The 24817-nt window shown below is 57.8% G+C and carries 26 protein-coding genes; 7 read left to right on the top strand and 19 right to left on the bottom strand.

Features of this window, described 5'->3' with window-relative positions; genetic code table 11:
- On the top strand, window positions 1-209 hold a 209-nt coding region (locus tag B2A78_RS26255), incomplete at its 5' end, for a hypothetical protein (protein WP_205780635.1).
- Here the strand turns inward: B2A78_RS26255 and B2A78_RS01465 are convergent.
- Together B2A78_RS01465 and B2A78_RS01460 are read right to left on the bottom strand one after the other, a co-directional pair.
- Window positions 199-1371, bottom strand: coding sequence for an NnrS family protein (locus B2A78_RS01465; protein ID WP_077728106.1), 1173 nt, complete (start codon window positions 1369-1371; stop codon window positions 199-201). The genes B2A78_RS26255 and B2A78_RS01465 overlap by 11 nt on opposite strands.
- Window positions 1372-1398: 27 nt before the next feature.
- Entirely contained in the window at window positions 1399-1761 is a 363-nt protein-coding gene (locus B2A78_RS01460; protein ID WP_077728136.1) for a DUF488 family protein, read from the bottom strand.
- Window positions 1762-1929: 168 nt separating this feature from the next.
- Between B2A78_RS01460 and B2A78_RS01455 the strand changes: the two genes are divergently transcribed.
- Window positions 1930-2259, top strand: coding sequence for a DUF1820 family protein (locus tag B2A78_RS01455; protein WP_077728105.1), 330 nt, complete (start codon window positions 1930-1932; stop codon window positions 2257-2259).
- Between the two features lie 42 nt (window positions 2260-2301).
- Here the strand turns inward: B2A78_RS01455 and B2A78_RS01450 are convergent, their stop codons facing one another.
- The 13 genes from B2A78_RS01450 to B2A78_RS01390 form a co-directional block, all read right to left on the bottom strand.
- Window positions 2302-2694: a ClpXP protease specificity-enhancing factor gene (locus B2A78_RS01450; RefSeq protein WP_077728104.1), complete on the bottom strand. Its 393-nt coding sequence runs from the start codon at window positions 2692-2694 to the stop codon at window positions 2302-2304.
- On the bottom strand, window positions 2694-3311 hold the full coding sequence (locus B2A78_RS01445) for a glutathione S-transferase N-terminal domain-containing protein (RefSeq protein ID WP_156879550.1): 618 nt from the start codon (window positions 3309-3311) through the stop codon (window positions 2694-2696). The genes B2A78_RS01450 and B2A78_RS01445 overlap by 1 nt, the downstream gene beginning before the upstream one ends.
- Before the next feature lie 179 nt (window positions 3312-3490).
- Window positions 3491-4213, bottom strand: a complete 723-nt coding sequence (locus B2A78_RS01440; protein WP_077728103.1) for a cytochrome c1 — start codon at window positions 4211-4213, stop codon at window positions 3491-3493.
- A 2-nt stretch (window positions 4214-4215) separates the two neighbouring features.
- Window positions 4216-5637, bottom strand: coding sequence for a cytochrome bc complex cytochrome b subunit (locus tag B2A78_RS01435; RefSeq protein WP_077728102.1), 1422 nt, complete (start codon window positions 5635-5637; stop codon window positions 4216-4218).
- Between the two features lie 5 nt (window positions 5638-5642).
- A complete protein-coding gene (gene petA / locus B2A78_RS01430; protein WP_077728101.1) occupies window positions 5643-6236 on the bottom strand; it encodes a ubiquinol-cytochrome c reductase iron-sulfur subunit in 594 nt (197 codons plus the stop codon).
- 179 nt (window positions 6237-6415) lie between these two features.
- Complete coding sequence (gene hisC, locus B2A78_RS01425; RefSeq protein ID WP_077728100.1) at window positions 6416-7507, bottom strand: histidinol-phosphate transaminase; 1092 nt, start codon at window positions 7505-7507, stop codon at window positions 6416-6418.
- Window positions 7504-8817, bottom strand: a complete 1314-nt coding sequence (gene hisD / locus B2A78_RS01420; protein WP_077728099.1) for a histidinol dehydrogenase — start codon at window positions 8815-8817, stop codon at window positions 7504-7506. The genes hisC and hisD overlap by 4 nt, the downstream gene beginning before the upstream one ends.
- 5 nt (window positions 8818-8822) lie before the next feature.
- Window positions 8823-9467 (bottom strand): ATP phosphoribosyltransferase, encoded by a 645-nt coding sequence (gene hisG, locus B2A78_RS01415; protein ID WP_077728098.1) that lies wholly within the window; start codon window positions 9465-9467, stop codon window positions 8823-8825.
- A gap of 10 nt (window positions 9468-9477) precedes the next feature.
- On the bottom strand, window positions 9478-10743 hold the full coding sequence (gene murA / locus B2A78_RS01410; protein WP_077728097.1) for a UDP-N-acetylglucosamine 1-carboxyvinyltransferase: 1266 nt from the start codon (window positions 10741-10743) through the stop codon (window positions 9478-9480).
- Between the two features lie 18 nt (window positions 10744-10761).
- Entirely contained in the window at window positions 10762-11106 is a 345-nt protein-coding gene (locus B2A78_RS01405) for an STAS domain-containing protein (RefSeq protein WP_166642485.1), read from the bottom strand.
- Between the two features lie 24 nt (window positions 11107-11130).
- Window positions 11131-11631 carry an outer membrane lipid asymmetry maintenance protein MlaD gene (gene mlaD / locus B2A78_RS01400; RefSeq protein ID WP_077728095.1) on the bottom strand — a complete coding sequence of 167 codons (501 nt, stop codon included), beginning with the start codon at window positions 11629-11631 and terminating at the stop codon, window positions 11131-11133.
- A complete protein-coding gene (mlaE, locus tag B2A78_RS01395; protein ID WP_077728094.1) occupies window positions 11631-12413 on the bottom strand; it encodes a lipid asymmetry maintenance ABC transporter permease subunit MlaE in 783 nt (260 codons plus the stop codon). Before mlaE ends, mlaD begins: the two co-directional genes overlap by 1 nt.
- Before the next feature lie 29 nt (window positions 12414-12442).
- Window positions 12443-13264 (bottom strand): ATP-binding cassette domain-containing protein, encoded by an 822-nt coding sequence (locus B2A78_RS01390; protein WP_077728093.1) that lies wholly within the window; start codon window positions 13262-13264, stop codon window positions 12443-12445.
- Between the two features lie 177 nt (window positions 13265-13441).
- Between B2A78_RS01390 and mtgA the strand changes: the two genes are divergently transcribed.
- Window positions 13442-14131, top strand: coding sequence for a monofunctional biosynthetic peptidoglycan transglycosylase (mtgA, locus tag B2A78_RS01385; RefSeq protein WP_077728092.1), 690 nt, complete (start codon window positions 13442-13444; stop codon window positions 14129-14131).
- Between the two features lie 201 nt (window positions 14132-14332).
- Here the strand turns inward: mtgA and B2A78_RS01380 are convergent, their stop codons facing one another.
- Window positions 14333-14596: a DUF4404 family protein gene (locus tag B2A78_RS01380; RefSeq protein ID WP_077728091.1), complete on the bottom strand. Its 264-nt coding sequence runs from the start codon at window positions 14594-14596 to the stop codon at window positions 14333-14335.
- Window positions 14597-14654: 58 nt separating this feature from the next.
- On the bottom strand, window positions 14655-15503 hold the full coding sequence (speE, locus tag B2A78_RS01375) for a polyamine aminopropyltransferase (RefSeq protein ID WP_077728090.1): 849 nt from the start codon (window positions 15501-15503) through the stop codon (window positions 14655-14657).
- 74 nt (window positions 15504-15577) lie between these two features.
- On the opposite strand from speE, the gene speA reads away from it, so the two are divergent.
- The 3 genes from speA to B2A78_RS01360 are packed head-to-tail and all read left to right on the top strand — an operon-like array spanning window position 15578 to window position 19620.
- The gene (gene speA / locus B2A78_RS01370; RefSeq protein WP_077728134.1) at window positions 15578-17452 is read left to right on the top strand and encodes a biosynthetic arginine decarboxylase; all 1875 of its coding nucleotides are present in this window, start codon (window positions 15578-15580) and stop codon (window positions 17450-17452) included.
- 30 nt (window positions 17453-17482) lie between these two features.
- Window positions 17483-18343 carry an NAD(P)-dependent oxidoreductase gene (locus B2A78_RS01365; RefSeq protein ID WP_077728133.1) on the top strand — a complete coding sequence of 287 codons (861 nt, stop codon included), beginning with the start codon at window positions 17483-17485 and terminating at the stop codon, window positions 18341-18343.
- Window positions 18340-19620 carry a PepSY-associated TM helix domain-containing protein gene (locus tag B2A78_RS01360; RefSeq protein ID WP_240502363.1) on the top strand — a complete coding sequence of 427 codons (1281 nt, stop codon included), beginning with the start codon at window positions 18340-18342 and terminating at the stop codon, window positions 19618-19620. The genes B2A78_RS01365 and B2A78_RS01360 overlap by 4 nt, the downstream gene beginning before the upstream one ends.
- Window positions 19621-19862: 242 nt before the next feature.
- On the opposite strand, the gene B2A78_RS01355 is transcribed toward B2A78_RS01360, so the two are convergent.
- Window positions 19863-21104, bottom strand: coding sequence for a sialidase family protein (locus tag B2A78_RS01355; RefSeq protein ID WP_077728088.1), 1242 nt, complete (start codon window positions 21102-21104; stop codon window positions 19863-19865).
- A gap of 144 nt (window positions 21105-21248) precedes the next feature.
- Window positions 21249-23540 carry a TonB-dependent receptor gene (locus tag B2A78_RS01350; RefSeq protein WP_077728087.1) on the bottom strand — a complete coding sequence of 764 codons (2292 nt, stop codon included), beginning with the start codon at window positions 23538-23540 and terminating at the stop codon, window positions 21249-21251.
- A 558-nt stretch (window positions 23541-24098) separates the two neighbouring features.
- Between B2A78_RS01350 and B2A78_RS01345 the strand changes: the two genes are divergently transcribed.
- On the top strand, window positions 24099-24806 hold the full coding sequence (locus B2A78_RS01345) for an energy transducer TonB (RefSeq protein WP_077728086.1): 708 nt from the start codon (window positions 24099-24101) through the stop codon (window positions 24804-24806).
- Window positions 24807-24817 lie beyond the last annotated feature (11 nt).

Here is a 24817-nt window from a genome sequence, read left to right as displayed (position 1 = left end):
TTCACCAGGGAAATACCAACATCCCAGTCGAGACCGTTAAGGAAGCTCTGATCAAGTCCTTCGACAGGCTCAGGACGAACGGTAATGTATTGATTCCGTTCGTGGTGAGCCCTTCGACTCGGCTCAGGACAGGCTTGTCGAACGCTCTCCTGAGCCTGTCGAAGGGGCATGAACGGAATCCACTTGTTCAGAGCTTCCTTAAGACGTGAGGCGCGGTGCGAGCAAGATGGGGAGGTAGCGCACCAGAAACAGCAGATAGGCCGCGACCCAGAACCCTATCGCGGCTAACATGGGTAGACCATCCGGTTGCGCGAAAAGCCGGAAAACGGTTCCGAGGGTCATCATTGCGAAAGCGGCGGTCATCGAAGGAAAGGCTCGCAATGGCCGTCCGGTGTGGCCGAGCGCGACTCGAGCCGCGACACCCAGAATCATCGTGCCGATAGCCCCGTAGCCGAGCGCATGCAGACCGCTATCCCAAAGTCCCGGATGATCGAACAGCAGACTCGTTCCGAGCAAGGCCAGCCCGATGGGTATCCAGGCATAGCCGACGTGCAGAATCCAGAGCAGCGGTTCCGGATAGGCCAGCCAACCGCGCCATCGAGCGAGGCGGATGAACTGGAATACGGACGCAATGACGCCCAGTGAGCCGATTTCCGCCGAGTGGGGCCAAAAAACGAAGCCTAGGGCAAACAACAGGCTTACCGCGACGGTGGTGCCCTCGAATCGGTCGAAGGGAGGCAAACTTGTCCCGAGCTGAGGACGATTCAGACGCAGCCAGTTCTGAGTGAAGCTGGGAATGATCCGGCCGCCGATCAGCAGGATCATGCCGATCACGAGACATAACCCGATGCGCAATGCGGCCTCCTGTCCCGCCACATCGCCGGATGCCACGAAGAAGAAATATGCCTCGGTTGCGAGAAATGCAAATAGCAAACCCAGCACTTTATAGTTTCGGGTATTCCGGACCGCGATGACCTCGCGGGAAACGAGCGCCAGCATTCCTCCCCAAAACAGGACACTGGCCGAAGCCCATAAACTGCTGCCGAAAAGACTTGGAAGGAAAGCGCCTATCCGGGCCGCGCCCCAAAGCACACACAGTATCATCAGTGGCGTTCCCGCAACCGGAGGCCGGCCGGTCCAGGTAGCGACGGCCGTCAATAAAAACCCCGCAATCGCTGCTCCGGCGAACCCGAAGATCATTTCATGCCCGTGCCGAACCGCGGCGGGCAATGCATCCGGCCAGGCCAGGACTCCGCTAAGGTGAAGCCCCCAAGCCGAGATAGCCAGAACGGCGTAAACACCCACCAGCAGGAAAAAGGCGCGGAAGGCATAGCTGAACAAAACGCGGGAATCGAAATGGATAGGGTCCATAAATCAGTCGCTCCAATGTACGATACCTTAAGCCAAAGGCGAGGATAAGCGCTTCAAAAGATACTCCGCCAAAGCCACCGCACTGTTGTGCTCGGTGTCGCGAGCGCTGTAGAGCAAGGTGATCCTTCCGCGAGCGGCAGCCTCCAGGAGCGGCCGGAGCACCTCGGGGTTTCGGTCCAGTTCGGTAAAATAACGCCGCCTGAATTCGTCCCATTTTGAAGGGTCATGGCCGAACCAGCGCCGCAGATCGCCGCTCGGTGCCGCCTCTTTGATCCAGGCCGTCATCGCCAACGCCTCTTTTTTGATTCCTCTCGGCCAGAGCCGCTCGACCAGGAAGCGTTCTCCATCGCCAGCAGCCGGCATCTCGTAGACCCGTTTCACACTTACCATGAAGACTCCTCGCGAAACCACGAAATCGATGGCAACTAACATACAGTCAGCCGGCCGCGCGAAATGCTTGAGGCTGACAGCAACGTACGTCGAGTGCGCTAATTGCCTTATAATAAGCCCCACGTCCCGTCCGCCCCGAACCACCTCCCCAATACCTAGCTAACTATCATGTCGGATAATCTGATTTACAAGGTCGTCTTTATCAATCAGAACCAGGTTTACGAAATGTATGCCAAGCGGGTTTTCCAGGGCGAGATGTTCGGATTCGTGGTGATTGAGGATTTTATTTTCGGCGAGACCACATCCGTGGTCGTAGATCCTTATGAAGAGAAGCTAAAGACGGAATTTGCCAATGTCCGGCGCTCATTCATTCCGATGCATGAAATCATTCGCATCGATCAGGTGGAACGCCGCGGGACCGCCAAGATCATTCCCCTCGATCGGGAGGCGGGTCAATCGGGCAAAGTCACGAAGTTTTACGTGCCGGACAAGTCGTAGCGCACACGTTTGTCGGCAAAGGATTGCCGACCTACAAGTGAGTTACTTGACGACCTTGAGCACCGGCTTTTTCTTCGTGCTAGGTGTCTGAGGCGCGGAATCGGCGGGTGGAGGCGTGTCGTCATCTCCCTCATCGTCGAAAATCATTCCTTTTCCGTTTTCTTGCGCATATATAGCCAGAACTGCGCGCATCGGGACGGTTATTTGCATCGGCGTTCCGCCGAATCGGGCACCGAACTCGACCTCTTGATTACCCAGAGACAAGCCGTGCACGGCTTGCGGCCGCAAATTCAGCACGATCTTTCCGTCTTGAACGTACTGCCTGGGCACGACGACACCCTGCGCCTCGGCATCGACGAGCAGATAGGGCGTGAATTGGTTATCGACTATCCAGTCGTATATCGCTCGTATCAAATACGGCTTGAGCGAAGTCATCAGGCACTCAGCGGCTCGGCAAAAGAGGTTAAATCCCGCTCTTGTTCACTTAAACTGGCTTGAAACGCATCGCGCTCAAACAAGTGTCGAGCATAGGCCGTAATCGCCTCCGCCTGTTTCGGCAGATCTATGCCCAACGTGGGCAAGCGCCAAAGCAGCGGAGCGAGCGTACAGTCTACCAAAGAAAATTCGTCACTGAGAAAATAAGGCTTGGAAGCGAATGCCGGAGCCGCGGCAATAAGACTGTCCCGCAGCAGTTTCTTCGCTTTGGTGTCCTTTTTATCCTCCGAACTTTCGATTTCGTCCAGCAATCGGTACCAATCCTGGTCGATACGATGGACCAACATGCGAGCCCGCGCTCTCGATACGGGGTCCATGGGGTGCAACGGCGGATGAGGAAAACGTTCGTCCAAGTATTCCATGATGATCCGGGACTCGTACAGCACCAGATCGCGGTCCACCATCGTCGGGGTGTTCCCGTGGGGATTCAGCGCAAGCAATTCTTCCGGCGGCTGATTGGCATCGACATATTCGATATCCGCCGCAATTCCTTTTTCGAATAAAACAATCCGTGTTCTGTGGCTATAGGCGCAGGTCGGGGAACAAAAAAGCGTCATTACCGATTTGCGACTGGCAGTGGTTGCCACGCTGAACACCTCAAGAAAGACTAAAAGGTTCCGGTTGGAAAAAATTAACGGTTGGCGCACCGGCCTCCGCCGGGAAAAGTCGTTCGCTGCGAGCGCCTACGAACATCATCGGTTTCCAACCGGCCGGCCGCTCATTTTACCATTAAACCTCAATGAATATTCTTCCAATATTCTTTCTTCAATCGGTACATGATTACCGCCAGCACCACTAGGAATAAGATGACGTATTTTCCGAGCGGAAGACGTTGGAGCTTGGAAGGCTCCGACACATATGCAAGAAAGTTGACGATGTCCGTCAGGGCTTGGTCGAATTCCTTAGGCGGCATCTCGCCTTTCTTGACCAGCCGAACGTCGATGACCGCATCTGCGCCATTGATCTTCTTGATCACAGGCTCTTGGGTGCCTTGCAGCTCCCATAAGACATTGGGCATCGCTACGTCTGGAGAAACCAGATTGTTTACCCCGAACGGCCGCTTGGGATCGGTATAAAAGCCTTTGAGATAGCTATAGACCCAATCCCCGCCCTTGGCCCGCACGACGAGAGAAAGATCGGGCGGCGCCACGCCGAAGGCGTTTTCCCCATCCTCCTTACTCATTGCGGTCTCGAGATAGTCGTGAATTTTGACGTTGCCGAACATGAACTCGCGTCGCATGGTGTCCTCGCTGAGCTCCAGGTCCTTGGCGATCCGCGAGTAGCGAATCTGCTTCGCGGAATGGCAACCCATGCAGTAGTTGGCGAAGAAGCCGGCTCCTCTCCGAACCGAATCGGTATCGAAAATATCCACATCGGCGTCCAAGAGTGGCTTTACCGGATCTACCGCAGACGCAGCAAAAGAAAATAACAACAGTGCTATGCCGAATGCCGTTTTCATTCTTATTTGCTTCCGTAAGTTTTCAGCCATCCGGTTACCGCCGATAGCCGTTCTTTTACGTTTTGATAATAGGGATGGGCTCCAACAGCCTCTAACCGCGCTTTCACATTCCGATAGAACGCACTGGTCCGGACTGCCTCCACGCCGCGTTCGACCATCCGCCAATGCTTGCCCTCGCGCTTGCTTAGCGGAATGACGGGTTCGGCCAAGCGTTCGGGTACCGGTTTGGTTTTTTCAAAACTCGGATAAAACGGCATCAAAAGCAGGAAAGCGAAATAAATGATCGTGAACAGCCGAGCAAAAGCCGTTGCAGTCGGCGTGACGGGCTTGGTTCCGAGTATGCCGAGTCCGAAAAAACTCACCACGAACAACGCCAGCGCGATTTTAAAAATCCCCCCTCGGTAGCGGATCGATTTCACCGGCGAGCGATCCAGCCACGGCAGCAAGAACAGCAGAACGATCGATGCCCCCATCGCCATGACGCCGCCCAGCTTATTCGGAATCGCGCGTAACACCGAGTAAAACGGCGTGAAGTACCATACCGGCTGAATATGCTCGGGCGTCGCCGCCGGATTTGCCGGTTCGAAGTTCGGATGCTCCAGGAAATACCCGCCCACTTCCGGCATGTAGAAGATGACGATCGAACAGACGATCAGGAAAATGACCGCGGCGTACAGATCCTTGACGGTGTAATACGGATGGAACGGTATGCCGTCGATCGGAACGCCGTTTTCGGCCTTCTGTTTCTTGATCTCGATGCCGTCCGGATTGCTGGAACCCGTGGTCCGCAGGGCGACCAGGTGAAACACCACCAGAATCAGGATGGCCAGGGGAATCCCGACGACGTGGAGCGCGAAAAACCGGTTCAAGGTCGCATCGGCGACCACGTAATCGCCCCGGACCCATATCGCGAGGTCTTCGCCGATGACCGGAATCGCACCGAACAGCGAGATGATGACCTGCGCTCCCCAGTAGGACATTTGCCCCCAAGGCAGCAGATAGCCCATGAAGGCTTCCGCCATGAGGAGCAGGAAAAGCGTCATGCCGAACAGCCAGATCAGTTCCCGAGGCTTCTTGAAAGAGCCGTAGAAGATCGCCCGGAACATGTGAACGTAGATGACGATGAAAAACATCGACGCGCCCGTCGAGTGCATGTACCGGAGCAGCCAGCCGTAATCGACATCGCGCATGATGTATTCGACCGAATCGAACGCGAGTTCGGCCGAGGGCTTGTAGTGCATCGTCAGAAAAATCCCGGTCAGGATCTGATTGACGAGTACGAGTATCGCCAGGGAACCGAAGAAATACAGGAAATTGAAATTCTTCGGAACGTAGTATTCAGTGAGCTGGCTTGTCCAGAGCTTCGTGACCGGAAACCGCTCGTCCAACCAATTCAAAAGAGCTTTTGCTTTTTCCGAAGCCATCTCGCCTACTCCTCGCCGCCGCTCATACCGATTACGATGCGCGTATCGCCTACAAAGTGATAAGGCGGAATTACCAGATTGGTCGGTGCCGGAACCGCCTTGTACACGCGCCCCGCCAAATCAAAGCGAGAGCCGTGGCAGGGGCAGAAAAATCCGCCCTTCCAGTCCGGCCCCAAGTCGGCGGGTGCAACTTCGGGACGATAGACGGGAGAACATCCGAGGTGGGTGCAGATGCCGACAGCGACAAAAATCTCGGGCTTGATGGACCGAAACTCGTTAGTCATCGCTTTCGGCTGTTCCGACTCTTTCGACCGGGGATCACGCAACTGATCGTCGAGCGTCGGCAGGATCGCCAAGCTGTTGGGGGTTCTGTTTAATATCCAAACCGGCTTGCCCCGCCACAAGACGCGAATCAATTGTCCCGGCTCGATCTTGCTGATGTCGACTTCCACCGGAGCCCCCAAGGCTTCCGCCTTGGCGCTGGGCTTCATGGACGAGATGAACGGCGCCGTTGCGGCGCCGGTGCCTATGGCGCCGATAACCACCGCCGCCTGGGTTAAAAAACGGCGTTTGTCGATATCCACGCCTTCAGTAGTCATGCCAACATCTCCCGAGTACCCCTCTAAGCTAGGTCTTATCGTTTTCAATTGTATTTGGTTCTAATTCCGGAACCCGCCAGTTCCATATCGTTGAATCGTTATAGTTGACAATGCGTTTCTCCAGGGGGGAGGATTTTGTTTGAGAAAGGCTCAGAAAGCAATAGCACAGGATATATGCCCTACGAAGCCAGAACGTTCGCAAGCGCCTTAAGGAATTTGCGATTTTCCTCCGGCATTCCGATGGTTACACGCAAACACCCCACCAGCCGGCCGCCGGAAGGGTGCAGATTCTTGATCAAGACACCCGAATCTTTCAGCTTCCGAAACACTTGATTGGCATCGTGCCGCAACAGCCTGAACAAGATGAAATTAGCGTCGCTCTGATAGACCTGGACACCGGAAAGCCGGCCAAGTTCTTCGTATAAGTACTGCCGATCCTGCAAAATGAGCCCCACCTGAGCCTCTAGCACACTCCGCTTCTCGATGGCGAATTCGGTGCTGATTTGGGTCAATACGTTGACATTGTATGGCAGCCGAATCTTGTCGAATTCGTCTATCCAGGCCTTGGCGCCGGCCAAGAAACCCAAGCGCAGCCCCGCCAGCCCCAATTTGGACAGTGTGCGCATGACGAGGAGCCTATCGAATTCCGCGAGTCGAGGCATGAAGCTGCGCCCCGCATAGGCCGTGTAGGCTTCGTCCAAGACCACCAATCCCGGAGCTATTTGCAGGATTTCTGCGACATCGTCGGTATGGAACAAATTGCCGGTCGGGTTGTTGGGGTAGGCCAGAAAGATCACGGCAGGTCGATGCGTCTCGATCGCCTCCCGCATCGCGTCCATGTCCAGAGCAAAGTCCGCTTCCCGCAAGGGTACGCCTACAAACTTGAGCCCCAAGCAGGACGCGATCTGCCGGTACATGACGAAAGTCGGCTCGGGCGCCAAAACCGTCGCGTCGCGTCCTTGCAGTGCCATGAGAATGATCTGAATGATTTCGTCGGAACCGTTCCCCATCAGGAGATCGGCTTCCTCGGGCACCCCGTAAGCTTCGCGCAACTTGGCTTTGAGCCGGTTGCACGAGGGATCGGGATAGCGATTCGGCTGAGCTTCGCGGAGCCGGGCCAGCCATTCCTCGACCATGTCATCCGGCCACGAATAAGGATTTTCCATGGCATCCAATTTGACGTAACCCGAAGAATCCGGAACGTGATAGGCCGACAAAGCCAGTATTTCCGGTCTCAGCAAGGAACAGACCTTGCTCGCGAGATCGCTCATGAGCGTTCTACGATCCGGTATTCGGCGGAGCGCGCATGAGCCGTCAGTCCCTCGCCTCGTGCCAGCACGGACGCGGTCCTCGCCAATTGGTCGGCGCCTTGCCGTGAGCAGAAGATCAGGCTGGACCGCTTTTGGAAATCGTAAACGCCCAAAGGCGACGAAAATCTAGCCGTCCCCGAGGTGGGCAGCACGTGATTGGGACCGGCGCAGTAGTCGCCCAAGGCTTCCGCCGTATAGCGGCCCATGAAAATGGCGCCGGCATTGCGGATTTTGGTAGCCAAACTTTCCGGATCTTCCACGGAAAGCTCAAGGTGCTCGGGCGCGATGCGATTCGCCACCTCCGCCGCCTCGTCCAGATCCCGGACTTCGATCAGAGCGCCGCGGCGGGACAGCGAGGTCCGGATGACTTCGGCCCGCTCCATGGTCGGCAACAGACGGCGTATGCTCGCTTCCACCGCATCCAGATGAGCGCGGTTCGGACTGACCAGTATCGCCTGGGCATCCTCGTCGTGCTCGGCCTGCGAAAAAAGGTCCATGGCAATCCAGTCCGGGTCGGTGCCGCCGTCGCTGATGACGAGAATTTCCGACGGGCCCGCCACCATATCGATGCCCACCTGGCCGAACACCAGCTTTTTCGCGGTAGCCACGTAGATATTGCCGGGGCCGACGATCTTGTCGACGCGCGGCACCGTGGCGGTGCCGTAAGCCAGCGCCGCCACCGCCTGCGCGCCGCCGATCCGAAATACGCGGTCTATGCCGGCAAGATAAGCGGCCGCGAGAACCAGGGGATTGGTCTCGCCGCCCGGAGTCGGAACCACCATGACGATCTCCGGCACGCCGGCCACCTTCGCCGGAATGGCGTTCATCAATACCGACGACGGATAAGCCGCCTTTCCGCCGGGCACATAGACGCCGACCTTGTCCAAGGGCGTCACTTGCTGTCCCAGCACCGTGCCGTCGGGTTCCGCATAGCGCCAGGAGTCCATCTTCTGGCGCTCGGCGTACAGCCGGATGCGATCCCCGGCCTTCATCAACGCCTCGGCCGATTCGGCGGGCAAACCGTCCCACGCCTTTTTCAGCTCGTCGCGCGACAGTTCGAGACCCGAGGCGTTCACCGCGTCGAAACGGTCATAAAGACGGGTGAGTTCTATCAGCGCGGCATCGCCCTCCTTCCGGATACGCGCGATGATGTCCATCACCCGCGCGTGAATCGCCGCGTCCTCGGCTTCGTCCCAGGCCAAAACCGCGTCCAGACCCTTCGCGAAATTCGCTGACCCCGCTTCGAGACGGGTAATCGAGATATCCAACATGGTGCTTACCCCGCTTGCTTGCTGCGTTCGCTGACGACTTGCCTCAATTCTTCGACGAAGGACGTGACCTCGCGGTGCTTCATCTTCATCGCGGCCTTGTTGACGATGAGCCGGCTGCTGACGTCCATGATCAGATCGCGCGGCTCGAGTCCATTGGCCTTCAGCGTGTTTCCGGTGTCGACGAGATCGACGATGCAGTGGGCCAAACCTACGAGAGGCGCCAGTTCCATAGAACCGTAAAGCTTAATGATATCCGCCTGAATGCCGCGGCTGGCGAAATAACGGTGGGTAGTTTTCACATATTTGGTCGCCACCCGCAATCGACCTCTCGGCACGGGCGCCGAATCCTTCATGGCCGCCGTCATCAATCGGCAGCGGGCAATGCCCAGATCCAGCGGCTCGTACAGCCCTTGGGCATCGTACTCGACCAATACGTCCTTGCCGGCGATTCCGAGATCGGCGGCTCCGTATTCCACGTAGGTGGGCACGTCGGTAGCCCGGATAATCAGGAGCTGAACATCCTCGCGATTGGTCGGCAGGATCAGCTTACGGCTCTTGTCCGGATCCACGGTCGGAGCTATCCCGACCTGCGCCAGCAGCGGGAGCGCCTCCTCGTAGATACGTCCTTTCGATATGGCTAGAGTGAGCATGCGGGGCGTTTCAATTGGGTATGCGGCGTATCTCCGCGCCGAGCTGCGATAGCTTCTCTTCGATGCACTCGTATCCGCGATCGATATGATAAATCCGGTCGACGATGGTCTGGCCTTCGGCCACGAGTCCGGCCAGCACCAGGCTTGCCGAAGCCCTCAAATCGGTGGCCATGACCGGTGCAGCCGTCAGGTTCGGCCTGCCCTGAACGATGGCGGTATTGGATTCCAGCTGGATGTCGGCCCCCATGCGCTGCATTTCGTGCACATGCATGAACCGATTTTCGAACACGGTCTCGGTGATCACGCCGACGCCCTCGGCAACCGTGTTCATGGCCGTGAATTGCGCCTGCATATCGGTCGGAAACGCCGGATAGGGCGCGGTGCGCAGCGATACCGCTTGCGGCCGATTGCCCTGCATGTCGAGTTCGATGGTCGAATCGGTACACGTGATCAGCGCCCCGGCCTCGCGAAGCTTGGCCAAGACCGCGTCCAACAAATCCGGGCGGGTATTCTTCAATTTGACCCGGCCGCCGGTCATGGCGGCGGCCACCAGATACGTGCCGGTCTCGATGCGGTCCGGCAGGATACGGTAGTGCAGCCCGTTGGCGGATAGGGATTCGACACCTTCGATTTCCATGATGTCGGATCCCGCGCCGTAAACTTTCGCGCCCATCTGATTGAGGAAATTGGCCAAATCCACCACCTCGGGCTCGCGCGCGGCATTTTCGATGATGGTCGTCCCTTTCGCGAGCACCGCCGCCATCATGAGATTCTCGGTGCCGGTAACCGTAACCTGATCCAGAACCAGGCGGCAACCTTTGAGACGCTTGGCGCTGGCGTGAATATAGCCGTTCTTCACATTGATATCGGCTCCCATCGCGGCCAGACCGTGCAGGTGCAGATTCACCGGCCGGCTGCCGATGGCGCAACCGCCGGGCAGCGAAACCTCGGCACGGCCGAAGCGCGCCAACAAGGGCCCCAAGACCAGAATGGAAGCCCGCATGGTCTTCACGAGCTCGTAAGGCGCGAAAAAATTCTCGATCGGTCCGGAATCCACTTCGATATTGAGCTTTTCGTCCACCATCAGGTGCACTCCCATGCGCCCGAGCAATTCCATGGTGGTGGTAATGTCGTGGAGATGCGGAACGTTGCCGATGATCACGGGCGTTTCCGACAACAATGCACCCGCGAGTATCGGCAATGCAGCGTTCTTGGCCCCCGAAATGCGCAGCTCCCCATGAAGAGGTTTGCCGCCGGTAATAAGAAGCTTATCCATTGTTTGTATATGTTTTTGCTAGTCCGAGATCGATCGATCGACCGCGTCGGTTGAGTCGACGGAAATCAAGTGCTCGATACCGCTGACTCGAGCGATCGCCATGACATGCTGTGGAAGATGCACATAACGCAGTTCTGTCCGGGCTTGCGCCGCCTGCCGCATCCACTCCACCATAAGAGCGACGCCGGCGCTGTCGACGCGGGAGACCCCCCCCAAATCGAACGAAAGCCTGGACGCATCCCGGAAGACGGCCAAAGTCTTCTTCAGCACATCCGCTACGGTCGAAAAGCTCAGCTCGCCCTCGAGCCTGTAGCGGCCTTGACCTTCATCGATAAATTCGAATGGGACGGGGGATTCAGCCATAACGAGCATCGCGTAATTCCGGTATTACTCGGAGGACGTGGCAGCCCCGCCACTCGCTCCGCCGCCTTCCGCTTTGTTGAACAGGAAACGGCTGATGACCTGCTCGAGCACGATCGCCGATTGAGTCAGTTCGATTTCGTCGCCGTCGGCCAGGTGCTCTTCCGCGCCGCCGGGCGACAGACCGATATATTGCTCGCCCAACAGACCGGCCGTAAGTATGCTGGCACTGGTGTCGATCGGAAGCGTGTCGTATTTCGGATCGATCCGCATCTCCACCACGGCTTCGTAGGTTTGATTGTCGAACGATATGGCGCTGACCCGTCCCACCGTGACACCGGCCACCGATACCGGAGCCCGAACTCGCAGACTGCCGATATTTTCGAAGCGCGCGACGATCCTGTAGCTGTCATCGTTGCTCCGCAGTTCGGCGAGATTGCTGACCTGCATAGCTAAGAAAAACAAAGCGATCAAACCAACGGCAACGAACAAACCAACCCAGATCTCGATTGCTTTCGATGACTGCATCAATCCCCCCCGAACATTAAAGCTGTCAGCACGAAATCCCACCCGAGCACGGCGAAGGCCGAATAAACGACCGAGCGCGTGGTCGCCCGGCTGACCCCTTCGGAAGTGGGCACGGCATCGTAACCTTCGAACACCGCAATCCAGGTGACGATGACCCCGAATACCGCGCTTTTGATGAGACCATTAACGATATCATCGTAAAAATCGATTCTGCTTCTCATCTGAGACCAGAACGCACCCTCGTCCACCCCGAGCAACCCGACGCCGACGAAATATCCCCCCATGACGCCGATCATGCTGAACAGCGAGGCCAACAGAGGCATCGACAAACAGCCGGCGAAAAAGCGTGGTGCGATAATGCGTTTTAACGGATCGACCGCCATCATTTCCATTCCGGAAAGTTGTTCGGTCGCCTTCATCAAGCCTATTTCCGCGGTCAAAGCGGAACCCGCTCGCCCCGCAAACAACAAGGCCGTGACCACCGGCCCCAGTTCCCGCACCAAAGAGGCCGCCACCATCACGCCCAAGGTCTGCTCCGCCCCGAAATCGGAAAGTACATTGTAGCCCTGAAGCCCCAATACCATGCCGACAAACAAGCCGGAAACGCTTACCAACAGAATGGTGAGCACCCCCACCGAATAAACCTGCGCCAGCAGCAGGCGAATGCGCCTCAGTATTTCAGGCAGCCCCGTTAGGACATGGCAGATGAACAAATTGGCCCGACCCAACTTTTGCATCGTGCCCAGGGTCGCGTGTCCAAGTTGCTGGAATGGGGCTAACATGGGATTTTCCGAATAAATGACGGTCTATTTCAGGCAGGCGGATTGAGTAAATCGGCCGCATAATCGGGCGCTGGATAATGAAACGGCACCGGACCATCCGCCAAACCTTCCATAAACTGTAGGACCCAAGGCGACTCCGAATGACGGATCGCGTCGGGCGTGCCTTGGCCGACTACCTTGCCCTCGGAAATAAGATAGATGTAATCGGCAATGGATGCGGTTTCTTCGACATCGTGGGATACGACGATGCTGGTGAGTCCCAGTTCCCGGTTCAGGTCGCGTATCAGCTTCACCAGCACGCCCATGGAAATCGGGTCCTGTCCGGTAAACGGCTCGTCATACATGATCATCATGGGATCGAGCGTAATAGCCCGCGCCAATGCCACCCGCCTGGCCATGCCTCCGGAAAGCTGCGCCGGCATCAGGTCGCGAGCGCCCCTTAAGCCTACCGCTTGGAGTTTCATCAAGACCAGAGTCCTGATCATGGACTCGGGCAGTTTGGTATGCTCCCGGAGCGGAAAAGCGACGTTTTCGAATACGTTGAGATCGGTCAGAAGAGCGCCGGTCTGAAAGAGCATCCCTATTTTTTTGCGAAGCTCGTACAAACGACCGAGCGATAGCTCGTGCACTATGCGCCCGTCCACGGTGATCGTGCCGCTGTCCGGCCGCAGTTGACCGCCGATCAGTTTCAGGAGAGTGGTCTTGCCGGTGCCGCTGGGCCCCATGATGGCGGTAATCTTGCCTCTGGGGATGTCCAGATTGACGCCATCGAAGATCTTGCGGCTGCCGCGGCTGAACGTGAGGTTTCTGATAGAAACTAGAACTTCGCCACCCGCATTCCCGCCAGCCATGTTTTGATGAAGCGCCACTTAAATCGGTCGGAAAAATGGCGTATTCTGGCCAGCTATGACGCGTGAGTCAACTTTGAAGCGGCTGCAATGGATCTGACAACCCATTCGAGCCCCTGCCGATTAGTCCGTCCGGGGCGCCGCATCAAAGGAATCTTAATAAAAATCCGCAAACGCGAAATGGCGCTGAGAAACATTCTTCGCAAGTTCATCCTGACGTTCGTCGCCCTCACCGTTATCCCCGTCGCCCTGCTTCGCTGGCTTCCTCCGCCGACCAGCGCGTTCATGCTGCGCGCGCAATTTCTGGCGCTTATCGAAGGAAAACTGGGATTCCGGCCGCGCTATAACTGGGTTTCCTGGGACCACATTTCGCCTTATGCGAAAGTCGCCGTGATCGCCGCCGAAGACCAGTTGTTCGACCGGCACTATGGTTTCGATCTGAACGCTATCGGCCAAGCCTGGAAGCATAACCAGCAGGGTAAGCACGTCCGGGGCGCCAGCACGATTTCCCAGCAAGTCGCCAAGAATCTGTTTCTTTATCCGGGGCAAAACTACTTCCGCAAGGCCTTGGAGGCTTATTTCACTGCGTTGATTGAATTGATGTGGCCGAAGCGGCGGATACTGGAGGTTTACCTGAATATCGCCCAATTCGGCGAAGGAATTTACGGCGTTTCGGCCGCCGGGAAAGCCTTTTTCGCCAAATCGGCATCGAAACTCAACCCGAACGAAGCCGCCCTGCTCGCCGCCGTTCTGCCCAACCCCGTGCGTTTACGTGCGGACAAACCTTCGGCTTATGTGATGCATCGCCGGTTATGGATACTAAGACAGATGAAGCAGTTGGGAGGGTCGGATTATTTGCGGAATGTCTGACGCTCGCCCTTGACCTGCATTTCTCACACCCCTTCAATCGCAGACGGTCGTCCTGGTGCTCCTAGGACGACCGTCTGCGATGGGGAAGAAGTAGGTCGGCAATCCTTTGCCGACAACTGCGTCGGGAAAGGATTCCCGACCTACTTACCGGACCGACGGTCTTGGACCTTCGCCGGACGGCCGTACGATAAACAAAGAGGATCAGATCCCCAGGTTGCTCAAGGCAACCATCAAGTCGTTGAGAATGCCGGTAATGCGGGGATGTTCGACTTCGAACTGCGAAATCGCTTCTTTCATGTCATCCACCAAATGCAGGTGATGCTCGTCTTCCGATGCCTCGAGCCGCCGCTCGAGATCGGCAAGCAGCGTTTCCAGCCGAGCCCTCACTTCCGGGTCGCTGGTATTCAGATGTTCAATCTCGGTGCGCAGGTTGAAAAGCGCTTCGCTTATTTCTTTCTCAGTCATGGGATCTTTTCCTCAAACCCGTCGTTTTCCGCAAATCGTAACACAGGCCGCCGTCCGCTCAAGCCATCGCCGCCCTGAAGAACTCCGGCGCGACGAAAGCTGCCTTATGGATCTCGGCGTTGTAATAGCTCGTTGCAAACGGTTTGTTTCGGGCATCGGCCTCGCGGAAATGGGTCAGACCCGATTTTCCCGCCAGGGTCCCGCTCCACCAGCCAGATGGATAGATGAACTGAGGAAAGAACAAGGTGCGCGTTTCGGGAAATCCCGCCTGGCGCATGGTCTTGTGCATGGCCTCGATCAGCGGCATGTGGAACAGCGGCGATTCGCTCTGCTGAGCCAGAATCCCGTCCTTGCGCAGACAGCGGAAACACTCGCGGTAGAACGCCTCGTTGAATAAGCCCTCGGCCGGCCCCACCGGATCGGTGCTGTCCACGATGATGAGATCGACGCTGTCGGCCGCCGCATCCTTTACCCACTGAATGCCGTCGATGAAGAGCAGCTCGGCGCGCAGGTCGTCGTTCGATTCGCACAACTCCGGAAAATACCGCTCGGCAAGCCGGGTCACCCGCTCGTCGATCTCGATTTGAACCGCCCGCTTGACCTCCGGGTGTTTGAGCACTTCCTTGAGGCTCCCGCAGTCGCCGCCGCCGATGATCCAGACGGTTTCCGGATTCGGATGGGTGTATAGCGCCGGATGGGTCATCATCTCGTGATAAAGAAAATTATCCCGATCGGACACCATCGTGCAGCCGTCGATGACCATGAGCGTGCCCAGCCATTCAGTCTCGTAGATCTCGATGCGCTGAAACGGCGTCTGCTCCTCGTGGAGCTTATCAGTCACCTTCAAAGAGAGCGCGCTCCCGTGTTTCGGATAAACCTCGGTAAACCAGTTTTCGTCGCTCAGCATGGTGTTCCTCGCAATGGAAAAATCGGAGGATTTTCCACATAATTCAACCTTTTTTAAAGAGCTTGGCCACCGAAATGAGTTGGAGTCTAGAGCAGGCGGTCGATACCTACGCCATCGAGCACTGGGGAGAAGGCTACTTCGGCATCAACGACGAAGGCCACGTGGTCGTCCGTCCGACCAAGAATCCGGTGCAAGGCACGGTGGATCTCTTCGAAATCGCCCAGGCGGTACGCCAGGAAGGCTTGTCGCTGCCGGTCCTGGTGCGCTTCACCGATATCCTCCGCGACCGCGTGGGCCTACTGCACAAGGCCTTCGAAAAGGCTCGCCACGAGCACGATTATCGAGGCAGCTATACACCGGTCTATCCGATCAAGGTCAATCAGCAGCGGAGCGTGGTCGAGGGCATTTTAAAAAATGGTCATACGTCAGTCGGCTTGGAAGCCGGCAGCAAATCGGAACTTCTGGCCATACTGGCCTTATCCGATGCCGGCACGGTAATCTGCAACGGCTACAAGGACCGATCCTACATCCGCCTGGCCTTGATCGGACTCAGCCTGGGACTGAACGTCTTCATCGTCATCGAAAAGCTGTCCGAACTGGAGCTGGTGCTTTCCGAATCGCGAGATCTGGGGATTGCGCCGCAATTGGGCGTCCGGATCAGACTGTCCAGCATCGGCGCCGGCAAATGGCAGAACAGCGGCGGCGAAAAATCGAAGTTCGGCCTGCATGCGAACGAACTCCTCAAGCTGATCGTCAAATTGCGAGAAGCCGGCGGACTCGAATGGCTCAAACTGATGCATTTCCACATGGGCTCGCAGGTCGCGAACATCAACGACGTCAAGACGGCGCTGCGGGAAGCCAGCCGCTATTACGCGGAATTGCGGGAACTCGGCGCCCATCTCGCCTGGGCCGACGTGGGCGGCGGACTCGGCGTCGATTACGAAGGCACCCATTCGGTCAGCGACTGCTCCATCAATTACAGCATCGACGAATACGCCCACAGCATCGTGCGCGCCTTTTCGGAGGCCTGCGCCGAATACGGTTTGCCGCATCCTAACCTGATCACCGAATCCGGACGTGCGATGAGCGCGCATCATGCGGTGCTGATCACGAATATCATCGATATCGAATCGGTGGCCGAAGACGGAAGCCCTCCGGCCGAAATCAAGGCAAAACCCTTGCAGGACCTGGCCGACCTGCTCCGCGCCCTGCCCCAGGAGTCGCCGCTGGGCGTGTATCACGACGCGCAATTCGATCTCGCCGAAGCCCGAGCGATGTACGTGCAGGGCAAATTGAGCCTGGCCGAACTCGCCGATGCGGAACGGCTCAACGCAGCCATTTGCCATGCCGTTCATAGGCGCCTCGACATCCGTCTCCGCGCCCATCGCGAGCTGATCGACGAACTCAACGAGCGGCTTGCCGACAAGGTGTTCTGCAATTTCTCGCTGTTCCAGTCCATGCCGGACGCCTGGGCGATCGCACAGGTGTTTCCGGTCATGCCGCTGCAGCGCCTGCACGAGGAACCCACGCGCCGCGCGGTGATCCAAGACCTGACCTGCGATTCCGACGGCCGGATCAATACCTACATCGATCGGCAGAGCCTCGAAGCCACCCTGCCGCTGCATACCCACAAGCCGGGCGAACCCTATCTCATCGGCATCTTCCTGGTCGGCGCCTACCAGGAAATTCTGGGGGACATGCACAATCTGTTCGGCGATACTCATTCGGTCAACGTCGAACTCGATGGAGCCGGCGGCTACCGTTTCATCCAGCCCATGCGGGGCGACGGCGCCCACGACCTACTGCGCTATGTGCATATCGACCCGGAAGAATTGGAACGCGCCTATCGCAAGAAGCTGGTCGAGGCGCGGATCCCCCCCGAACAGCGCAAGCGCTTCGAGAGCGAATTGATCGCCGGCTTGCGAAGCTACACCTATCTCGAGGAGTAAACGGCATTGAACACCGAAGGCAAAAAGGACATTAAGGCGGGCTTCATCGGTCTCGGCGCGATGGGCACTCACATGGCGCGAAACGTGGCCAAGGGCCGTTATTTGGCTTCCGTCTGGAACCGCACCGAAGCCAGCGCGATAACGCTTTCTCAAGAACTGGGCGTACAGTGCGCCGTCTCGCCCGCCCTGCTCGCCTCGCACGTCGACGTGACTCTAATTTGCGTCTCGGCCGATGCCGACGTGCTGGAGGTGATACACGGCATGTTACCGGCGCTGCGCCCGCACACAGTGGTGATCGACATGTCCACTGTGAGCAGCGATACCGCGCGAGAAGCCGCCAGGCTGGTTGAAAGCAAGGGCGCGGATTTTCTCGACGCTCCGGTGACCGGCGGCGTCGAAGGCGCGAAGAACGGGACCCTGGCAATCATGGCCGGCGGCAAGCTCGAGACCTTGGAGCGAGTTCTGCCGGTACTGGAAACCATGGGCAGCCGGATCGTTCACATGGGCGACGTGGGTGCCGGCCAGGCGGCCAAGGCGGTGAACCAGACCATGGCGGCCGGCATCAACGAGGCCGTGACCGAAGCCATGGCATTCGGAGCGGCGCTGGGACTCGACATGCGCAAGGTCATCGACGTCGTTTCCGGCGGCGCGGCCGGAAACTGGTTTCTGGAAAAGCGCGGACCGACCATGACTCAGGGCATCTTCAAACCCGGCTTCAAGCTCGCTCTGCACCAAAAGGATCTGAAAATCTGCAAGGGCATGGCGGACAAGCTGGGGCTCAAGCTCCCGGTCACCGAAATGGCCATGACCGATTACGCCAAGCTCATCGCGGACGGCCACGGCGACGAGGATATCTCGGCCCTCTATCGTCTCAAGCGGCCATCGCCGTGAATTTCGCACGAACTGCCTGGCTCAAGATCCATCTTTATCTCGCGCTGGGCGGCGGTTTTCTATTCGTCCTGCTGGGGCTCAGCGGAAGTCTCAGCGTCTATCGCGAGGAACTGGACGAACTTCTCAATCCTCGGCTGACGGTCGATGAGCCGAAAGGGGAATACCTCCCCTTGGACCGCATCATGGCGGCGGTGCGGGAGGCGCATCCTGATCGATATGGCGCGTGGGTACTGGAAATGCCGCGCTCCCGCAACGGCATGATCACCGTCTGGCACGAGAGACCCTTCGAGACTTTGGGCGAGTTCTATGCGCCGCTCATGGTCTCGGTGAACCCGTACACGGCCGAAGTCGTAGCCAGCCGATTCTGGGGCCGTACGGCGGCAACCTGGATTTATGATCTCCATACCCAACTGCACTTCGGACGGTTCGGGTGGAACGCCGTCGGCATCCTGGGGCTGTTGCTGATCGTTTCGGCGAGCACCGGTCTCTATCTCTGGTGGCCGGGATTCAGCCGGCTCCTTCAAAGCTTCGCAATCCGGCACGACGCCGGCCTGGCACGACTCGCTTTCGACCTGCACCGCACGCTCGGCCTCTCCAGTGCCGTTGTCCTGCTGTTGCTGGCTTTCACCGGATTTCATCTGGCTTATCCGAGCCTGCTGGAAACGATGCTGGGAGCCTCGGATATGGGCCACGGCGACGAGGGTCCGGAAATCGTGAGTACGGCCGCTCCCAATGGCCGTCCCGTCGGCCTGGCCGAAGCGGTTTTGGTCGCGCGGGGGCTGTTTCCGCACGCCGAGGTGAAGCGCGTCGCGACGCCGGCCGGGGAAAACGGCACCTACCGCATCAATTTGCGCCGCCCTGGAGACGCGAACATCAAGCACCCGGCCACCCTGGTCTGGGTCGACCGCTGGAGCGGGCAGATTCGCGAGGCGCGCAACCCCAGCACTTTCACCGGCGGGCAGACTTTCATCAGCCGAATATGGCCCTGGCACACCGGCGAGGCTTTCGGCGCGACGGGCCGCTTCGTCTGGTTCTGTGTCGGCCTGATGCCGCTCGTGCTTTATGTAACCGGCCTATTGCACTGGCTGCACCGGCGCGGTTCGATCGCGGATAGGGAGATCGATCTTTCGACACTTCGGCCTAAGCTGGAACGCGCCTGGAGCGCTTTTTTGCGCCAGTCGGCGGACCTTCTCCGCTTTGTCCGCATCTTGGCAGGGTGGGCTCTGGTGCGATTGATGCGCCTCGCCCAATGGGGCAAGCGGCGCTATCTGGATTGAGGTTCGACGAGGACTCCCTTGGCACGTCGCTTTGATGGGTTACGGCGCACTCGCAGCGCATTAATCGACGGCCAACTTATATCGGCGTGCGCCTAACCCATCCTACGAAATCCCGGTTGCCATGACGCATCAAAAGATTCGTAGATGATGGGTAGAGCATTTGTAGGTCGGCAATCCTTTGCCGACGACCCCATTGGCCCAACCGCACTCGCGAGTACCCGTACAGCAGGTATGAAAATGTTTTAGCGGCCGGCCCCATCGAGCGCAATCACCTTGAGCCCGTCCTTTTCCGTAGCCCAGGAAACATAAACCCGGTCGCCGTTGGCGTGCAGGAAGGGGTTGTCAGCCCCGCTTTCGGTTTCGGCCAGAACGCGCGGTTCGGTCCAATTCGCTCCGCCGTCGGTCGAGCGCATGGTCTTGAGCTGATTGTTCTTGCCGTCGAACTCCAGCCAAACCAAATCCACCCGCCGCCCCACGCTCAAGACGTGCGGATGGGCCGGCATGGCCGCCGGATTCCCGAACTTGATCGGTTGGGTAAAGTGCGAGCCGACATCGTCGGAATAGGCATAAAACAAACCCGTCGCGTCGGGCGCGGCGCTATACCAGGTCAAGTGATAGCGTCCATCCCTGGCGATCGACAGCCCTGGCCCGTGGTGGGGACAACCTTCTATGTGCCAGTTTTCATGCGTCACCCGAACCGGCCGGCCCGGCTTGTCCCAATCGGCGAATTTGAGCAGCGCATGGTCGCGGATATTCTCGGGATAGACGTTGCGCCAGACGATGAGCGGCAAGCCGTCGATGTCGATGGCGGCCTGCAGCCGGCAGCACTGACAGGTGTAATCGGCCGCCTTGACATTCGGCTTAAAGCTCTTGCCGCCGTCGTCGGACCAGGTGTAATAGAGAGAAGAACCGTTATACGGCTGGTTCTTGGCCTTCGCGGCTTCGACATCCCTCGCGTCCAGCCAGGCAATGAAGATCTTGCCGTCGCGGCTGATCGCCAGACTGTCGAAAGAATGGCCGATGATGTCCAGGTTGTCGTTAACCGTGACCGGCTTGGAGAACGTCTTGCCGCCATCCACGGAGCGGGCGAAGCGGATATAGCTGCTGAAACGTTTTTCCAAACCTTGCGTCCAGGTGAGATAAATCTCGCCTTTTGGGCCGATCGCGATCTTAGGTCGGCTCTCGCCGTGAGCCAAAACGTTTTCCGGCTCGCGATTGACCGCCACCGGCTTGCTCAAGGTCTTGCCGCCATCCTTCGAGGACTGAACATAGATTCGCCCTTGCTGGACCCATGAAAGCCATAACCGACCGTCGGCATCGAATACCACGCTGGGCGTCCGCGCGCATTTTGGTGTCGGAGCGGCCGCCGAATCCTTGCAATAAGCGGGTTGAGAGGAGGACGGGGCGCTCCCGTGCCCGGCCCAGACGAATTGGCTGACCAGGGCCAACGCCGGCAAGCCGACCAATCTGCAAAACACATTCATCAATCTTCACCTTTTCCGGGTTAACACAACCTCAAACGGAAAATAACCGAGAAATCCATGTCGGGCTAGGCGCCCTGGAGGGACCTCGGGTGGAAAAACGGCGGGCGAGAAGCAGGGCCTCCTCCGCCGCTGGTTGCCAAGCAATCAGTAATCTATCGAGATGCCCCCGAAGATCGTGCGGTCGAAACCGGGATTCAGGATAGCGGTCCCGCTCCGAGTTGCCCTATCAGCCACGCTCGTGCTGGCGACCCATTTTTCGTCCGTGAGGTTACGTCCTTCGACAAACACGTGATAGCCGAGTTTATTGAACGTATTCTTATAGCCGGCACGGGCGCCAAACAAGGTATAAGCAGGCGCCTTGAGGGTGTTGGCGTAGTCCACGTAATAATTGCTGGTCATGCGGATATTCGGGCCGATGTAGAAACCGGAGGGATGTTCGTACACGGCTTCCGCGCCGCCGAAATGATTGGGCGCCCCCGGAATGTAATTGTCGCCGTAGGCGGAATCGTTGTCGTACAGGAATCGCTGGTAGGTATAGGTCAATCGCACGCGCAGCAGATCATCCCCCATCAAATCCAAAGGAATGAGAGCGCCCGTACCGACTTCGACGCCCGTATGTGTGGTCTTGTCGGCATTATTGGTGCTCGTCTGAGTCTGACCGGGCAGCAGCGTGGAGAGAATCTCGTTGTTGATCCAAGAGTGGTAGACGGCGAGGTCCCAATTGAAGACGCCTGCCTCGCCGCGGGTCCCCACTTCGATCGTCGTCCCCTCCTGCGCATCAAGAGCAGATTCGCTGCTTGTCTGATTCAACCGCGGATCCCGGAACGCCAATTGGGTATTGGTCGGCGGCTCGTAACTGCGGCTGAAATTGGCGAAGAACTGTTGCTTCTCGGTCGCCTGCCAAAGCAGCCCGACCTTGGGACTGAAGGCGGTGTACCAGCGAGACGCATCCGTCTCGAAGGCGTTGCCGATCTGTGACGTGGGCACGAAGAAATCGGTCAGGCTGCGCCGCTTGGCATGAATGAATTGACCGCCCACCACGAGATCCAGGCTGGAGGTCAATGCGAAACGATCTTCCCCGAAGATTTCGATGTTGAAGGCCTCGCTCTTGGCGTTATTCAGCTTGGTGCCGATCTCCGCGCCCGGCAGGGTGTTGTCCACCGTGCCGTAGGACTTGCCCCAGCCGAAGAAGCCGCCCAGCACGAAGCTGTTACGCGAACCGAACAGCGATCCGTCGTGAGTGAAACGCCAACTGAGGCCGGCGTCCTGCTGCCGGTTGCGGTTGAACGAGCCCGCCAAATTGCCGTAGTCGATCAGAAGACCGCCGCACGCGGGATTATTGATCGTCACGATGCCCTCCGAATCCGGCGTTCCCCGGCAAGGCGAGTTTCGGTTGAAAGAATTAAAAGGCGATAAGGGGTGCCACAGCCGACGATTTTCGTACCAAGCCCCCACCGTCAGCACGTCATCTGGCGTGAACTTGATGGTATGCCGGACATCGCCGCGCAGCGTCTCGAGGTTACGTTGAACGTCGAGGGTTTCGAATTTATTGAAGAACGATCCCGGCGATAGACCATTCTGGGCTTGGTAAGGGTCATCATAATACTGCTCGAACGAAAGAGACCCCGGCAGCTGCAGCTGGTTCTTGCTGGCGAACAGATGCACGCGGGTTTCCTGATCCTCGTTCCAGCGGTAACCGAAATTGGCGTAGCCCCTGGAAATATCCTCTTCGCTATGGTCCCGGAAACTATTGTTGTAGGTCCCGGTATAAGAAACGAAATAATCCAGATCCTCGTTCAGCACGCCGCCGACCATCAGTTGGGGACGGTAGTAATCGTGCGAACCGGTGACGAAGGTCGTATGAATGCCCGGCGTATTGCGGCCGTTGCGCGAGACGAAGTTCACCGCACCGCCCAAGAAGGCCGAACCGTATTGCAGGGCGTTGGAGCCGCGATAAACCTCGGTGTAAAGCGCGTTCATCGGCTCCAGAAGCTCCGGATTGGTAAAGCCGTCGGTTCCGGTGAGCGGCAGGCCGTCGCGCAGATAGCGCAGCCCCGCCGAACCGAAAGTCAGCGAAGTTCCGGCGCCGCGCACCAGAATACGGGTTTCGGAATTGCCGTATCGGCTTTGAGAAAAAACACCCGGCGAATAACTCAGGACATCGGCCACGCCACCCGGCGTCGGGCGGCTGCGGTACTCTTCGGAATGGATGAAGGTGGTTGCGCCCGGAACCTGGGAAAGCTTGTACTTGGCCGTTTCCGCGCTGGGCGTTGTCAGCGATTCCCCGGTTTCTTCGGGGGCCGTCACTTCGATCGTCTGCAAACGATGTTCTTCGGTATGATCGGCGACAGCGAATCCGGAAAACAATAAATTCAGACTGAAAACCGCCATCCCAACACGAAATGGCGATATCAATACATCCTCCTGCATCTTCATATTTATTTTTTCTTTTATTAAGACCGAGCCTTTTAATAGGAAAATTCGTGCCACTCCTTTTCGTCAGCAACCATCCGGTCCACAGCGGCCATGCACGCTGCCAACAGGCAAGAACTGCGTGATATGCCACACCTCGATGTGTCAAATACCGATATCGCTTTCCGCCAAATCGCTCTTCCCCACCGGAAACGAACATGAGCAATTTTCATTTAGCATTTATTTTCAACGATCTATAAAATACGCCGCCACAACACGATGCTGTCCAGGAACGGAGTCTCCGTGAAACCCAAGATGGGATATCCGGATTGCGTCATATCACACAATCGGACATGCGCGATGAGCTCATTTGTACCGACAGCCTAGATTTGGCGAGCAGCGCTCCACTCAACTTGATATGGACCGATATTTGCTAAGAATAGATGGTCATAGCACCGGTATTTAGACGTTTGGGATTAAAATCCGTATGTAAAATGCTTACACAGTAAAAATTCTCGTTATTATTCTCAATTTGAGTTGTACCCTCCAATTTCTACCGAACCATCACTCGCACATCTGTATATGACTTCGATGTCCGCCGACACCAAGCAAGGATGTCGCTCGTGGCTGGAGACCGCTTTCTCGATCGCTGCCGCAGCGGCACTGCATGCCGCGGTTTGGGCCGCCTGGCTCGCCGCCCCGGTAGACCGGGAACCGGCGGAAACTCCACCGCAACTGCTGGAAGTCTCGCTTGTCGCGGCACAGCCCGAAGCCAGTCCCGAGCCGCCCCAACCGCAGGTACAACAGCCGCCGCCCAAACCCGAGCCCAAACCGGAAAAACCCGCACCGAAAAAACCGGACAAACCTAAACCCAAGCCCAAGCCTAAACCGGTGGCTCGGCCGACACCGGCACCCGAGCCCTCTGAAACTCCGACGCCCAGCGCGCCGGCCACTGTCCCGACCGCGTCGACCCAGGGCAAGCCGGCCGCACCAGCCCCTGCGCCATTCGTCGAAGCCTCTTACAAGGCGCCGGGCCTGAACAATCCGCCGACGCGTTACCCACGTGTCGCGTTGGAAAGACGCTGGGAAGGCAAGGTCACCTTGCGCGTTCAAGTCATGCCGAACGGCTCGGCGGGCGAGATCAAAATCGAAGGCAGCAGCGGCCACGAGATTCTGGACGACGCGACCGTGGATCAGGTCAAGAACTGGCGCTTTATCCCCGCGCGCAGGGGCGACCGGGCCGTGGTCAGTTGGGTTATCGTCCCGATTGAATACAAACTAAAACGATGAAAAAGGCTATC

Source organism: Methylocaldum sp. 14B, assembly GCF_002005105.1.
Classification (GTDB): Bacteria; Pseudomonadota; Gammaproteobacteria; order Methylococcales; family Methylococcaceae; genus Methylocaldum.
Note: the sequence above shows the minus strand (reverse complement) of the source record. Positions and strands in the feature narration are given on the sequence as shown.